Source organism: Saccharopolyspora elongata (assembly GCF_004348985.1).
In the GTDB taxonomy this organism is placed as follows: domain Bacteria; phylum Actinomycetota; class Actinomycetes; order Mycobacteriales; family Pseudonocardiaceae; genus Saccharopolyspora; species Saccharopolyspora elongata.
Map to the genome: position 1 here is coordinate 109,600 of NZ_SMKW01000009.1, position 14,131 is coordinate 123,730.

The 14,131-nt window shown below is 69.5% G+C and carries 10 protein-coding genes; 5 read left to right on the top strand and 5 right to left on the bottom strand.

The window, feature by feature from the left end:
- Positions 1 to 131 precede the first annotated feature (131 nt).
- The 3 genes from E1288_RS09885 to E1288_RS09900 all read left to right on the top strand — a co-directional run bounded on the left by E1288_RS09885 (position 132) and on the right by E1288_RS09900 (position 6,917).
- Positions 132 to 1,511, top strand: coding sequence for an FAD-binding oxidoreductase (locus E1288_RS09885; protein ID WP_132483516.1), 1,380 nt, complete (start codon positions 132 to 134; stop codon positions 1,509 to 1,511).
- Positions 1,512 to 1,530: 19 nt separating this feature from the next.
- Positions 1,531 to 2,760, top strand: coding sequence for an SAM-dependent methyltransferase (locus E1288_RS09890; RefSeq protein WP_132483518.1), 1,230 nt, complete (start codon positions 1,531 to 1,533; stop codon positions 2,758 to 2,760).
- A 269-nt stretch (positions 2,761 to 3,029) separates the two neighbouring features.
- Entirely contained in the window at positions 3,030 to 6,917 is a 3,888-nt protein-coding gene (locus E1288_RS09900) for a tetratricopeptide repeat protein (protein WP_132483520.1), read from the top strand.
- Here the strand turns inward: E1288_RS09900 and E1288_RS09905 are convergent, their stop codons facing one another.
- A complete protein-coding gene (locus tag E1288_RS09905) occupies positions 6,918 to 8,330 on the bottom strand; it encodes a lipase maturation factor family protein (RefSeq protein WP_132483522.1) in 1,413 nt (470 codons plus the stop codon). It lies immediately after the preceding gene.
- Positions 8,331 to 8,394: 64 nt separating this feature from the next.
- On the opposite strand from E1288_RS09905, the gene E1288_RS09910 reads away from it, so the two are divergent.
- Positions 8,395 to 9,219, top strand: a complete 825-nt coding sequence (locus E1288_RS09910) for a putative RNA methyltransferase (RefSeq protein WP_132483524.1) — start codon at positions 8,395 to 8,397, stop codon at positions 9,217 to 9,219.
- A 95-nt stretch (positions 9,220 to 9,314) separates the two neighbouring features.
- Here the strand turns inward: E1288_RS09910 and E1288_RS09915 are convergent, their stop codons facing one another.
- Positions 9,315 to 9,599, bottom strand: coding sequence for a DUF397 domain-containing protein (locus E1288_RS09915; protein WP_328592447.1), 285 nt, complete (start codon positions 9,597 to 9,599; stop codon positions 9,315 to 9,317).
- Complete coding sequence (locus tag E1288_RS09920; RefSeq protein ID WP_207954277.1) at positions 9,596 to 10,474, bottom strand: helix-turn-helix domain-containing protein; 879 nt, start codon at positions 10,472 to 10,474, stop codon at positions 9,596 to 9,598. Before E1288_RS09920 ends, E1288_RS09915 begins: the two co-directional genes overlap by 4 nt.
- Before the next feature lie 144 nt (positions 10,475 to 10,618).
- Between E1288_RS09920 and E1288_RS09925 the strand changes: the two genes are divergently transcribed.
- Complete coding sequence (locus tag E1288_RS09925) at positions 10,619 to 10,933, top strand: hypothetical protein (protein ID WP_132483526.1); 315 nt, start codon at positions 10,619 to 10,621, stop codon at positions 10,931 to 10,933.
- An 80-nt stretch (positions 10,934 to 11,013) separates the two neighbouring features.
- Here E1288_RS09925 and E1288_RS09930 read toward each other — a convergent pair whose 3' ends face one another.
- Both E1288_RS09930 and E1288_RS09935 read right to left on the bottom strand, forming a co-directional pair.
- Positions 11,014 to 12,474 (bottom strand): aldehyde dehydrogenase (NADP(+)), encoded by a 1,461-nt coding sequence (locus E1288_RS09930; RefSeq protein ID WP_132483528.1) that lies wholly within the window; start codon positions 12,472 to 12,474, stop codon positions 11,014 to 11,016.
- Between the two features lie 153 nt (positions 12,475 to 12,627).
- Positions 12,628 to 13,977, bottom strand: a complete 1,350-nt coding sequence (locus E1288_RS09935; protein ID WP_132483530.1) for an FAD-dependent oxidoreductase — start codon at positions 13,975 to 13,977, stop codon at positions 12,628 to 12,630.
- Positions 13,978 to 14,131: the final 154 nt, after the last annotated feature.

Sequence of the window (14,131 nt, forward strand, 5' to 3'; positions counted from 1 at the left end):
CTTTTGCGGTCTCCGCAGGTCGACGGCCTCGTCCCAGTCGGGTCGATTTGGCCTCTTTGTCCGCGTTGCGGTCATGTTCGCGCCGCGTAAAGCGGGATGCCTGCGGGCTTGACCGGCAATAGAGTCGGGACATGGCCGATCGGGGAACAGTCGCGGCAGGAAGCCATTCCGACGAAGTATCCGCTCTGGTGGCGCAGTACGGCCGGTTGCCGGCCGGCGCGCCCGTGCGCCTGGCCAAACCGACCTCGAACCTGTTCCGCTTCCGCGCGCCGTCGCAGGGGCCGGGGCTGGACGTCGGGCGGTTCAACCGGGTGCTGGAAGTGGATTCCGCCGCGCGCACCGCGCAGGTGCAGGGCATGGCGACCTACGAGAGCATCGTCGACGCGCTGCTGCCGTCCGGGCACATGCCGTTCGTGGTGCCCCAGCTCAAGACGATCACGCTGGGCGGCGCGGTCGCCGGGCTGGGCATCGAGTCCACCTCCTTCCGCAACGGCCTCCCGCACGAATCCGTGCGGGAGATGGAGATCCTCACGGGTTCCGGCGAGGTCGTCCGGGCCCGCCCGGACAACGAGCACGCCGACCTGTTCCGCGGATTCCCCAATTCCTACGGCACGCTCGGCTACGCGCTGCGGCTGGAGATCGAGCTGGAGCAGGTCAAGCCGTACGTCCGGCTGCGGCACGTGCGCTTCGGCTCCGCGCAGGAGTGCGCCACCGCGATCGCCGAGATCTGCCGCGACCGCAGCTACGACGGGGAGCCCGTCGACTTCCTCGACGGCACCGTGTTCGGCGCCCGCGAGCAGTACCTGACGCTCGGGACCTATGTGGACAAGGCGCCGTTTTCCAGCGATTACACCGGCCAGCAGATCTACTACCGGTCCGTCCAGCAGCGGCAGGTCGACTACCTGGGCATCCGCGACTACCTGTGGCGCTGGGACACCGACTGGTTCTGGTGCTCCCGAGCGCTCGGCGCGCAGCACCCGCTCGTCCGCCGGTTCTGGCCGCAGCAGTACCGCCGCTCCGACGTGTACCGCCGGATCGTGGCCTGGGACCGCCGCCACGCGGTCACCGACCGGATCGCGACGCTGCGCGGTAAGGGGCTCAACGAGCCGGTGATCCAGGACGTGGAGATCCCGGTCGAGCGGCTGCCGGAGTTCCTGGAGTTCTTCCACCGCGACATCGGGATCGCTCCCGTCTGGTTGTGTCCGGTGCAGCTGCGCGATGGCAAGGGCTGGCCGCTGTACCCGATGGATCCCGACGCGCTCTACGTCAACGTCGGCTTCTGGGCCACGGTGCCGCTGCGGCGCGGCGAGGCCCCGGGCCGGTTCAACCGGGCCATCGAGCGCGCGGTGACCGAGCTCGACGGGCACAAGTCGCTGTACTCCGACTCCTACTTCGAGGAAGCGGAGTTCTGGCAGCTCTACAACCGCCCCGCCTACCGGCAGCTGAAGGAGCGCTACGACCCGCAGGGCCGGTTTCCCGGCCTCTACGAGAAATGCGTGGGGAAAAAGTGAGCAGGAAGGAGATCCGCTGATGGGCTGGGCAGAGGTGTTCGCGCGCATCCTCGGAAGCGACCTCTCGGTGGAGATCCGCGCGTTCGACGGCAGCCGCGCCGGACGACCCGGGGCGGACGCGTGCGTGGAAATCCGTTCACCGCTTGCACTTTCGCATCTCGCCGCCGCGCCGGGCGAGCTCGGTCTGGCGCGCGCCTTCGTCACCGGGGCGATCGAGGTGCACGGCGACATGTACACCGCGCTGGCTGCGTTCCCGGCCGTCGCGCTCAACGACATCCCGCCGAGCCTGCGCCGCGAGCTGGCGGTGAAGCTCGTCGGATACCGGCTGTGGTGGCCGGTGCGCCCGCCGGCGGTCGAGCACCGCCCGCGCGGCTGGCGGCACTCGAAGCGCCGCGACAGCACGTCGATCGCGTACCACTACGACGTGTCCAACCGGTTCTACGAATGGGTGCTGGGCCCGTCGATGGCCTACACCTGCGCCGTCTACCCCGAGCAGACGTCCACCTTGGAGGAAGCGCAGTTCACCAAGCACGATCTGGTGGCGCGCAAGCTCGGCCTGCAGGAAGGCATGCGGCTGCTGGACGTCGGCTGCGGCTGGGGCGGCATGGTGATGCACGCGGCCGAGCACTACGGCGTGCGCGCGCTCGGCGTGACCCTGTCGCGGCAGCAGGCGCAGTGGGCGCAGAAGGCCATCGCCGAACGCGGCCTGGCGGACCTCGCCGAGGTGCGCTACCTGGACTACCGCGACGTCGCCGAGACCGGCTTCGACGCAGTCAGCTCGATCGGGCTCACCGAGCACATCGGCCTGGCGCAGCTGCCGGGCTACTTCTCGCTGCTGGCGAGCAAGCTGCGTCCCGGCGGGCGGCTGCTCAACCACTGCATCACCCGGCCGGACGGCAGCCACGGCTCGCGGCCGGGCAAGTTCATCAGCCGCTACGTGTTCCCCGACGGCGAGCTGGAGCCGGTGGGCACGCTGGTGTCGGCGATGAACGACAACGGCTTCGAGGTGCGCCACGAGGAGAACCTCCGGGAGCACTACGCGCTGACGCTGGCCGGCTGGTGTAAGAACCTGGAGGAGCACTGGGACGAGGCGGTCGCGGAGGCCGGGCTCGACCGGGCTCGCGTGTGGCGGCTTTACATGGCCGCCTGCCGGCTGGGCTTCGAGCGCAACATCGTCCAGTTGCACCAGGTCCTCGGCGTCCGCTTGGACGACACCGACGCCCACTACCCGCTCCGCCCGGCCTGGTAGGCGCTGTTGCCACTGGTCAGGGCCCGTGCGTACGTTGTGCTGCTATGGCGACACGAAGTACGCACGGGCCCTGACCTGCGTCCCGGGCGAGCCGGGAACGGTCATGACCGTGCTGTTCGAGCCGGCCGGGCAGCAGTTCGTGGGCACCAACGGCGGACATCGCGGCCCTGGAAGCCGCCGCCGAGGGCTGACCCCGCCGATCCGCGCATTCCTCCCCCGAAGTGGTGTTCGCTGCTGGCAAACTGCCGGTGGCCGACACGAGGTGAGGGATGAGCGAGATTTCCGGGGAAGTGCGCGATCTCAGCGACATCGACCTGCTCCGGCGCCGCTGCGAGTTCGACGCGGCGCAGCAGGCCGCCGACGCGGCTCTCGCCGTGGAGGACAGCGCCGAACTGCGCATCCTGCGGGGCCGGGTGGCGTTGGACCGGATCGCCGTCGGAACCGCGTTGATCGAGCTCGAGCGGGCGGTCGAACTCGACCCGGATTCCGAACGTGCGCACGCCTGGCTCGTCGCCGCGTTGGCACGCGACTACCGCTACGACGAGGCGCTGGAATTCGCCGAATCCGCGGTTGAGCGCTTCCCGGACGGCGTGGTCGTCCGCGTGGCGCTCGGGCGCCTGCTCGTGGCGATGGAGCGCCCGGACGACGCGATGCGGCACCTGGAGAAAGCGCTCGCGATCGCCCCGGACGACGTCAACGCCATCGAATGGCGATGCCTGGCATTGCACGCGGCCGGCGAGCTCGACGACGCCGTGGCGGCGATGCGCGAAGCGCTGCGACGGCTCCCCGACGAGGCGGACCTCCTGGATTCGCTGGCTTACCTGGAGATCGAGCAGCTCAGCTACGAGTCGGCGTTGCGCACCCTGGACCGCGCGCTCGAAGCGGACCCGTGGCACGCGCTCGCGCACGACCGCAAGATCTCGCTCCTGAGGCTGCTGACCAGGTTCGACGCGGCCGAACAAGCAGCCGCCGAAGCGCTCGCCCGGCTTCCGCGCTCGCCGGACCTGCTGATCGAGCACGCCCTGATCGCAAGCCGACGAGGCCAGGACGAACTGGCCGTCGAGCGCATCGAGCGGGCCGTCGCGGTCGCCGCGGGCAACCCGCTCGTCGCGGACTGGCACGCGACGTTCCTCCGGGACGCGAAGCGGACCGAAGACGCCGAAACCGTGCTCGACGCGGCCCTGGCCGTGAACCCGGAATCGCCCCGGCTGCTCCTGGAACTCGCGTGGCTGCGCACCTCCCAGGACCGGCACGATGAGGCGGTCGAGTTGGCGCGGACCGCGGTGCGGATCGATCCGTACCGGACGTACGCCCGCACCGTGGAGATCGGCGTGCTGCGCGGCGCGGGCCGGTTGGAGGATGCGGAGAAGGCGGCCCGGTCCGCACTGCGGCAGTTCCGCTCCGGCGAAGACATCCGGCTCGATTTGGTCAACGTGCTCAGTTCGCAGGGCCGAAACGAGGAGGCGTTGCAGGAGTACCTCCGCTTCCTGGACGACTGCCCCTACGACCTAGATCTGATCTTCGCCAGGTGCAACCTGCTCGACCGGCTGCGCCGCCACGACGAAGAGCTGGCCGCGGCGCAGGACGCGCAGCGCCGGTTCCCTGACGTACCGGCACTGCGCTACCTGGTCGGCCGGATCCACCGGTCCCGGGCGGACTACGACACCGCACTCCAGTGGGTGGACCGCACGCTCGACGTGGCGCCGGCCCATGTCGACGCACTGGAATCAAGGGCCTTGATCCTCCGCCTGACCAGGCGGTTCGACCAAGCAGAAGAGGCCGCCCGGGCGGGCTTGCGCAAGGTGCCGACCGCCCCCGAACTGCACGAGGAACTGTCCCTGGCCTTGTCTTGCCAGGGCCGGTACGACGACGCGGTCGCTGCGCTGGAGGACGGCCTCGAGGCATGCGGTGAGCCGTGGTACCTGAGCGAGGCACTGATCGCGGAGTACACCCGGCAGGGTCGTCACGAGGAGGCTCTCCAGGCAGCCGATCGCGCCTTGCGGCTGGATCCCGGGAACGTGTCGGCCCTGTTGAAGCGGTTCGACGCACTGGCGGAGCTGCGCCGGTTCGACGAGGTCGACGCCCTCGCGGCCCGGCTGGCCGCGGAGTTCGGCGAGGACGAGGACGTCATCCGGAAGCTCGGTTGGTGGGAGTTGCTCCTCGGCCGTGTCGATGCGGCGATCGAGTTGTTCCGCCGCAACCGTGGCGGCAACAGTCCGATGGTCGCCGTGCAGGACCAGGTCAAGGCGCTGCGCGTCGCCGATCGTTACGACGAGGCCGCCGCGTTGCTGCGCGAGGAGTTGGCGCTGGATCCGGATTCCCGGTTCCTCCTGCTGGAACTGAGCCGGACGTTCCGCCAGGCCGGCCGGTTCGAGGACGCCCTTCGGCTGGCACGCCGGGCGCAGCGGGTGGAGCCGCACTCCCGGGTCGCGGTGTGGGACGAGATCATCGCCCTGCAGCGGATGCGCCTGGCTGCGGAGGCCGAAGCGGCCACGCTGGCCGCGATCGAGCGATTCCCCCACGACCTGGACTTCCCGCGGCTGCTGAGCGAGATCTACGCCGACACCAACCGTCCGGACCAGGCGCTGTCCTGTTTGGACAAGCTTCTGCCGGTCAGCCCGTACAGCTCGGATTTCGTCGTGCTGAAGGCCGGTGTACTGCGCAAGCAGCGCAGGTATCGCGAAGCGGAGCGCGTCGTGCTCGGTTACCTGCGGCGATATCCCCGTGACCGGTCGTTGTTGGTCGAGCTGGGCTGGATCCAGCTCGCGCAACGGCGGTTCACCGAGGCGGAGAAGCATTTCTCCGGGCTGCTCGACGACGTGTTCAGGCCAGGCGAGCGGATCAACCCGCTCCTGGGCTTGGGCTGGGTGTCGTTGCACGGCAACGACACCCAGAAGGCGCAACGGCACTTCCGGGCGGCGCTGGAGATCGATCCGCGCGACGACGAGATCAGGCTTTCGCTGGCCGCCGCCCTGCTGCGCGATGTGGGAACAGCACAGCACGACGAGGTGGAGCGGTTGTGCCTCGGTGTTCTGGAAGACGACCCGTGCGACGACGAGGCGCATGCGCTGCTGGGCGTGCTGAACTTCCGGCGCGGCAACCACGCCGCCGCCGAGCACCACCTGCGCACCGCCGTCGAACTCGTCCCCGGTGGAGGCCCGATCGTCGACCTCGCCGCGCTGTACAGCCAGCTCGGGCGCTTCGACGAGGCGGAGAAGCTGCTGGACCAGGCCGTGGAGCGGGACTGGTACGACGTGCAGGCGCACGTCGAGCTGGGCAACGTCTACCTCCAGCGAGACGTCGACGGGGGAGAGCCGGGCGAGTGGGCCGGGCAGGCGGCGCAGCAGTTCCGCCAGGCGACGGTCCTGGCGCCGGGCAACGGAACCGCTGCGATAGGGCTGGCCCGCTCGGTGGTGCGGTCCTCCGGCGACCTGGTGAGCGCGGAGGAGCCGCTGCGCTACGCACTCGACCGGTCGGACTGCGACCTGCCGAAATGGCGCCTGCAGGTGGAGCTGGCCCGGTTGCTGGTGCAGCGCGGCGACGCGACCGGCGGCGAGGACCTGTACCTGGAGGCGCTGGCGGTCGCCCGCGAGGCGATCGGTTCGGCCTCGGACCAGGCCGAACCGCACTTCGTGGCGGGTGTTGCGGCGTACAAGATCGGGGAGAGCGGAGATGTGCAGCTCTCGTCGCTGCACTTCCGCCGGGCGATGCGCTACCTGCGCCGGGTGGAGAAGTTCGACAGCCGGAACTCCGAGGCGCACCGGGTCCGGGTGCTCGCGCAGCAGCGCATCCGGCGGGCCCGCTCCAGCGTGGTCGGCAGCACCGCGCTGATCACCGTGTCGCTGGTGATGCTGGCCATGCTCTGGAGCGCGTTCTTCCTGCGATACCAGGTGCCGACCGTGCTGCTCGGCACCTTGACGCCGGTACTCGTCGCGATGGTGGCGATCGGTTTCCTGCTGCCGCTGCTGGTCCGGCTGAAGCTGCCCGGCGGTCTGGAGGCCGATCTTTCCGCGAGCCTGCACCAGGTTTCCTCCGGCCCGACCGGCGAGGTCACCCTTGGTTCCGGGCGCTACGGGAGCCGGCCCAACGAGCAGGCGCGGTCCCGCCCGGCATCGCTGAGCGAAGGCCCGCGCGGCGAGCTCTCCGGCCGCAGCTGACTACTCCAGGTCCTCCAGGGTCAGGGGCGGGACGAAGTCGCCGATGCGGCTGCGGATCCAGAACGCGCCCGTTTCGCGGTGCTCGGCGCGGGTCGCCCAGCGGTAGCGGTAGAACTGCGCCCGGACCAGCCGCGGCGGCGACTCCGGGAACGGGTTGTGCCGCAGCAGCCGAAGCACGTGCTCTTCGTTGCGCAGCAACGCTCTCACCAGGTTCGGCAGCCAGGACCGGCCGTAGCTGGGGGAGATCGCCAGGAACCACATCAGCCAGTCCAGGCGGAGGTGGTACGGCGCCACCTGCGGCGGCCGCCGGTGCGGGTCGCCGGGCTTGCCCTTGAACTCGTACGCCAGCCACTCGCCGCCCGCGTCGGCCGCGCCCTCGATGATCACCTCGTAGCGGGTGCGCGTGACGCTGCCGAAGGCGCCGTAGGTGTTGCCCAGGTGCAGCCTGTTGAAGCTGCGGTTCATCACCTGCCGCCTCCCCAGCATGTTCCGCACCGGCCAGTAGCTGAGCACCACGAACACCACCGTCACGACGAGCACCGCGGCCACGAACCACGGCGGCGGCTCGGCCAGCGGCGGCGGTTCCGGCGTCACCCAGCGCAGCAGCCACGAGCCCATCGCCGAGAAGGCCAGCGTGATGGTCAGCCAGTTCAGCCACGCGAAGTTGCCGCTGAGCATCAGCCAGCCCTGCGTGACCACGACGACCAGCGCGCCCAGGGTGGCGGCCGGCTGCGGCGCGAACAGCACGAACGGCACCACCAGCTGCGTGCCGTGGTTGGCCGCGACCTCGACCTTGTGCAGCGGGCGCGGCAGCCAGTGGAACCAGCGGCTGAGCGGGCCGGGCATCGGCTGCGTCTCGTGGTGGTAGTACAGCGCGGTGAAGTCGCGCCAGCAGGAGTCGCCGCGCAGCTTGATCAGCCCGGCGCCGAACTCCACGCGGAACAGCAGCCAGGTGAGCAGCCACAGCACCGGCGCGGGCGGCGCGAGGGAACCGGGCCCGAGGAAGATCGCCAGGAATCCGGCCTCCAGCAGCAGCGATTCCCAGCCGAAGGAGTACCAGACCTGCCCGACGTTGACGATCGACAGGTACAGCAGCCACAACACCAGCCACAGTACGATCCACGCCCACAGCGGCGCGAAGTCGACGACCAGCGCCAGCACGCTGCCGGCGATCCCGACCCAGCAGACGCCCGCGAAGAGCCGGTCGGAGTAGTGCAGGTGGAACAGGCTCGGCGAGCCGCGGAACGGGACGCGCGCCAAGTACCGGGGGATCGGTGTGAGGCCGCGTTCGCCCAGCAGGCCGCGGAACTGGCGCAGCGCGCAGGCGAAGGCCACCAGGTATCCGACCGCGAGGAGGTGTTGCACCGCGAACCGCGCGGCCCAGTAGTCGGGAGCCGAGAACCAGTCCCACATCCTCCCCACCATCCCTGCCGGTGGACGGCTCCTAGAATCTCGTACCGACGGTGTGGAGGCGAGCTTGCTGGACGACGTGGTGGCGGTGCTGGCCTGTCCGCACTGCGGTGCGGACCTGAACAGGGCCGGGAACAGCCTGTGCTGCGCGGCGAACCACGTGTTCGACATCGCGCGCCAGGGCTACGTGAGCCTGCTGCCGGGCGGCACGAAGGTCGTCGGTGACACGGCGGCGATGGTCGCGGCGCGAGCGGAGTTCCTCGAAGCGGGTCACTACGCCCCGATCGCCGACGCGGTGGCATCGGCGGTGGCCCCGCTCGACGGCTGCGTCGTGGACATCGGCGCCGGTACGGGCTACTACCTCGCCCGGGCCCTGGCGGATTCGGACCGCGTCGGGATCGCGCTGGACGTCTCCAAGTACGCCTGCCGCCGCGCGGCGAAGGCCCACCCGCGCATGGGTGCAGCGGTGGCCGACGCGTGGCGAACGCTGCCGGTGCGCAGCGGCGCGGCGTCGGCGGTGCTGAACGTCTTCGCGCCGCGCAACGCGGCGGAGATGCACCGGGTGCTGCGCCCCGGCGGCAAGCTGGTGGTGGTCGTCCCGAACCCGGGCCACCTCGCGGACCTCGTCTCGGCGCTCGGCCTGCTCACCGTGGACGAGCGCAAGCAAGAGCGGCTGACCGAGCAGCTAGCCGACCACTTCGACCTGGTCTCGCAGGAGACCAGCGAGTTCCGCCTATCTCTGAGTCCGGAGGAAGCAGAGTCGGTGGTGGCAATGGGCCCCAGCGCCTGGCACGCCGACCCCGAAAACCTCCGCGCCCGCATCGCGGCCCTGCCGAATCCGGTCACGCCGATGGCTTCGGTCATGGTGGCGACGTACCGGCGCCGAGGGTGACTCGTGAGTGTTTTGGAGTGCTATGGCACCCCAAAACACTCACGAGCCCTGACCAGGGCAAACGCCAGCCCTAGAGGTACCCGATCGACCTCGGCTCACCGCTCGAAGCGGTTCGCCTTGACGCTGCTGAGAAACCCACCCCAAGCACCGGCCCCGAACAAAAGCGCCGGACCACTCGGATCCTTCGAATCCCGAACCCCAGTCACCGACGCCCCAAGCCCGACCTCGACACACTCGCCGCCGTTCGGGCCGCTGTAGCTGCTCTTCCGCCAAACCACGCCGACCTCGACGCACGCCCCGCCGTTCGGTCCGCTTCTTGTGCTCCGGCGCCAGGTCACGTCTAGTAACTTGGTCGCGTCATCGACATGAGGTTTGATCACTGTGCTTTGCCCTTCACTAGCTTCTCCAACAAGTTGCGGGAGTCTTCGGCGGGCAACGCAGTCTGAGCCAAGCGATCAAAGTCTGCCCTGAAGTCCGTGATCTCTTCGGGTTCCTCCAGGTACAACCCGCCCTTCTGGTTCTCCACGTACACGACACCAGGATCATCGGCCCTGGGGAAGCCAAGCCAGTGAAATGAACCCAGGTGCCCTCGATGCGGGCCGGCGTGAAACGGCATGATCTGAAGCGTGACCTGCGGATGCTCGGACATCGCGGCTAGATGTGCGATCTGATCCCTGAGAATCAGGTCGTCGCCCATCGTCCGGTGCAGGACCGACTCATCAACGATGGCATGCAGCTTCAAGGCATCCGTGTCTCGGTGCAGGGCGCCCTGCCGTTGTAGTCGCGCTTCGACTTGCTGTCGCTGCTGCACGTCGGAGACGCGGCTCCCCGCGTTGATCAGCGCTTCGGTGTATGCACGGGTTTGGAGCAAGCCAGGTACGAAGCCCAGATCCCACTCGTGGATTTCGCTGGCTCCCCATTCGAGTCCGATGTAGAGGGAGAACCAGTCGGGGATCGCACGGTTGCCGTCCCACCAGCCCTTTCCCTTCGCAAGGTCGGCCAGCTGCAGGTGCCAGTCGACGCGTTCCGGCGGCACGCCGAGGAACGGGAGCATCACTTCCAAGTCCGGGCCGCTGACGGCGTTCCGCATGCTCTCGATGTGCGCGATCTTCGCGGGGTTGCACCGAAGGCGCTTCGCAACATCGGACTGCTTGAGCCCGGCGGCCTCGCGCAGCCGCTTGATTTCCTGCGCCAACCATCGGCGACCCACGGTCGGGCTGATCGTGTGCGGGCCCAGTGCCTCGGAGTCGTTCACGGTCACCCCTTCGGGTCTGAGCGGTCGCCACCACCCAAACGAGGCCTTGTCGTGTCAAGTTTACTGCGTCAAATTGACTACTGTCACTCTCGGCGCAGATAACACTACTTTTAGCAACTGTCACTACTGTCTCGGGGAGGCTCCATGCGCTGTGCGATTGCCCTGTACCAGGTCGTTAACTCCGAATCGATCGGCTCCTACGACAGGCTGTTGCTCGTCGAGCCGCTGCCCGGGGATGAATCGCCGGACGTGTGGCAGGGATGCCTGCACGACTGGGCGCTGGCGAAGCTCGGCCGAGGTGATCACCGCTTCGGGATGTACCTCGCCGCCGTCGTGCCGGTCGACGACCAAGGACAACCGGACGAAGACAAGCTGCACGACCTCGTCGAGCAGGACTTGGCGCCGATAGAAACCCACGTCTGCTGGTCGGGCTTCGGCGAACTCGTCGATGCTCCGTGAGTGCCGCGAAATGAGTGACGGGCGCCTCTGGCCGACTATGCCGGTCAAAGGCGCCCGTCACTCGTCGCCAAAGGCGCGGGTTACTTCGGTTCGTGGATGGTTTGGGGGATGTTCCAGGGGTTTTCGTCGCGGAGGGCTTCCGGGAGGAGGTTCTGCGGGACGTTCTGGTACGTCACCGGGCGCAGGAAGCGGTCGATCGACGCCGTTCCCACCGAGGTGAAGCGGGCGTCCGTCGTCGCCGGGTACGGGCCGCCGTGCTGCATCGCAGGCGACACCGCGACACCGGTCGGCCAGCCGTTGAACAGCACTCGACCCGCGCGATCACGCAAGCGGCTCACCAGGGTTGCCGCGAACTCCGTGTCGTCGGATTCGGAGTGCAGCGTCGCCGTGAGGTTGCCCTCGAACGCCTCGGCCGCGCGCCGCGCGTCGTCCTCCGAGGCGTAGGTGACCACAATGGACAGCGGGCCGAAGACTTCCTCGAGCAGCGCCTCGCGATTCGCCAGGAGCGTCTCGACGTCGGTGGCCAGCAGCGTCGGCACCGCGCCGTCGTCCACGCTGCCTTCGGCCAGCACCCGCACGCCCGGCACCTCGGTGACGGCTGCCCGCCGCCCGCAGTAGCCCTCGTGCAGTCGCTCGTTGAGCAGCTTGTGCGCCGCGACGGCCTTCGACTCCGCCGCCAGCGTCTCGTCCAGGCCGTGGCCGGCGGGCAGGAACAGCAGGCCCGGCTTGGTGCACAGCTGCCCGGCGTTGCCCGAGTACGACGTCACGTAGCCCTTGGCGACCTCCTCGCCGCGGGCGCGCACCGCGCCGGGCGTGACGAACACCGGGTTCAGGCTGCCGAGCTCGCCGAAGAACGGGATCGGCGTCGGCCGCGAGTTGGCGATGTCGAACAGCGCGCGACCCGCCGGGACCGAGCCGGTGAACGCCGCGGCCTTGATCCGCGGGTCCTGCAGCGCCGCGGTGCCGACCTCGAAGCCCAGCACGACGGCGAACGCACCATCCGGCGCCCCGGCGGAGCGCAAGGCATCGACGATGATCTCGCCGGTGCGCACGGACAACTGCGGATGCCCGGGGTGGCCCTTGAGCAGCACCGGACAGCCCGCCGCGAGCGCCGACGCCGTGTCGCCGCCGGCGACGGAGAACGCGAACGGGAAGTTGCTCGCCGCGAACACCAGAACCGGGCCGACGGGATGCAGGATCCGGCGCAGGTCCGGCTTGGCGCCCAACGGGAATCCGGCGTCCGCGCGGTCCAGGGTGGCCTGCAGGTAGCGGCCCTCGTCCAGGACCTCGGCGAACAGCCGCAGCTGGAACGTGGTGCGCTTGAGCTCCCCGGTCAACCGCCCCTCGGACAGGTTGGACTCGGCCATCGCCAGCGGCACCAGTTCGCCGGCTGCGGCGTCGAGCGCGTCCGCGACGGCGCGGAGCTGCCGGGCGCGGGCAGCGGGCGGCTGCGCGCCGAAGGCGTCGGCGGCGTCAGCGGCTCGCTGCAGGACGGTGTCGAGTTCGGCTCGGGGGGTGTCCGGGATCTCGGTCGCGGTCAACGTGCCCATCCTTTGCGCGTTGCGAGTGGCGTCTTCCGACACCGTAGTACGCCACACAACCGGCAGGTCGCACGCCGTTCGAAATCACGGCCGGTGGAAACGCGAAGGGCGCCCCCGAGCGGTTGCTCGGAGGCGCCCTTCAGGCCGAAAAGATCACTCGGCGCGGGAGATCCGCACCATCTCCTCGCGCGGCACGACCTTGACGCGCTCGCGGCCCTGGGCCTCGCCCAGCGCCTTCTCGTGCGCGTCCAGGCGGCCCCAGCCCTCCCACGTCGTGTACTCCACGCCGCGCTCTTCGAGCAGCCGCAGGATGCTGTCGTTCGCCGGCTCCTCCGCCTGCGGCATCGTCGGCAGGTCGGCGAGCAGGTTGTTGATCGTCTCCAGCGCGTCGCCCTTGGTGTGGCCGATCAGGCCCACCGGTCCGCGCTTGATCCAGCCGGTCGCGTAGACGCCCGGGATGTGCTCGCCGTCCAGGTCCAGCACCCGGCCGCCGGCGTTGGGCACCGTGCCGGTGCCGTGGTCGAACGGGATGTCCGCCAGCGGCGAGCTCAGGTAGCCGACCGCGCGGTAGACCTGCTGCACCGGGTAGGTCTCGTACTCGCCGGTGCCGCGCACGTTGCCGTCACCCGTGAGCTCCATGACCTCGACCTTGAAGCCCTCGACCCGGTCGGTGCCCTGCACCTCGACCGGCGACCGCAGGAAGTGCAGGTGCAGCCGCCGCGCGGTGTCGTGCTTCGGGTCCCGCAGCGCCCAGTCCTGCAGCGTCTTGACGATCGTCTTCACCTGGTTGTTGGTGCGGATCGCCTCCTCGCTGGCCTCATCGAGCTCGAAGCCCTCGGGGTGCACGATGATCTCCACGTCGGCCTGGTGGTCGAGCTCGCGCAGTTCCAGCGGGGTGAACTTCGCCTGCGCCGGGCCGCGGCGGGCGAACAGGTGCACGTCGGTGACCCGGGAGTCCTTCAGGCCCGCGTGCACGTTCTCCGGGATCTCGGTGCTCAGCAGGTCGTCGGCCTGCTTCGCCAGCACCCGGGCCACGTCCAGCGCCACGTTGCCGGCGCCGATCACGGCGACCTTCTCGCCGTCCAGCGTCCAGTCGCGCGGGGCCTCCGGGTAGCCGTCGTACCAGTAGACGAAGTCGGCGGCGCCATAGCTGTGCGGCAGGTCGATGCCCGGGATGCCCAGCGCCCGGTCCTTGTCCGCGCCGGTGGCGAAGATGATCGCGTCGTAGTGGTGGCGCAGGTCGTCCAGCTTGACGTCCACGCCGTAGTCGACGTGCCCGACGAACCGGATCTCGGGCTTCTCCAGCACCCGGTGCAGGGCGCTGACGATGCCCTTGATGCGCGGGTGGTCGGGGGCCACGCCGTAGCGGATCAGGCCGTAGGGCGCGGGCATCCGGTCCAGCAGGTCGATCTCGACCGGCGTCTCGGACTTGGTCAGGATGTCGGCGGCGTACACGCCGGCCGGCCCGGCCCCGACGATCGCTACCCGCAGTGGGCGAGTCATTCAATCTCCTCCTACGCCCGCTCCGGGCCGAACGGGGGTCGGCCGGATGGCGGCGCTTGCTTGCTGGCCCACGACTGGGCCCGGTGGCCGTCCACCAAGACCCCACCAGCTTAGGTATCCCTTACCCCGGATCCCGCGATGCGGACGGTGACAA

What these genes read in the sequence shown, in the direction of transcription:
- E1288_RS09890 (WP_132483518.1), top strand. Translation starts at nt 1,531, where the DNA reads ATGGGCTGGGCAGAGGTGTTCGCGCGCATCCTCGGAAGCGACCTCTCG.
- E1288_RS09935 (WP_132483530.1), bottom strand. Translation starts at nt 13,977, where the DNA reads ATGACTCGCCCACTGCGGGTAGCGATCGTCGGGGCCGGGCCGGCCGGC.
- E1288_RS09925 (WP_132483526.1), top strand. Translation starts at nt 10,619, where the DNA reads ATGCGCTGTGCGATTGCCCTGTACCAGGTCGTTAACTCCGAATCGATC.
- E1288_RS09905 (WP_132483522.1), bottom strand. Translation starts at nt 8,330, where the DNA reads ATGTGGGACTGGTTCTCGGCTCCCGACTACTGGGCCGCGCGGTTCGCG.
- E1288_RS09885 (WP_132483516.1), top strand. Translation starts at nt 132, where the DNA reads ATGGCCGATCGGGGAACAGTCGCGGCAGGAAGCCATTCCGACGAAGTA.
- E1288_RS09900 (WP_132483520.1), top strand. Translation starts at nt 3,030, where the DNA reads ATGAGCGAGATTTCCGGGGAAGTGCGCGATCTCAGCGACATCGACCTG.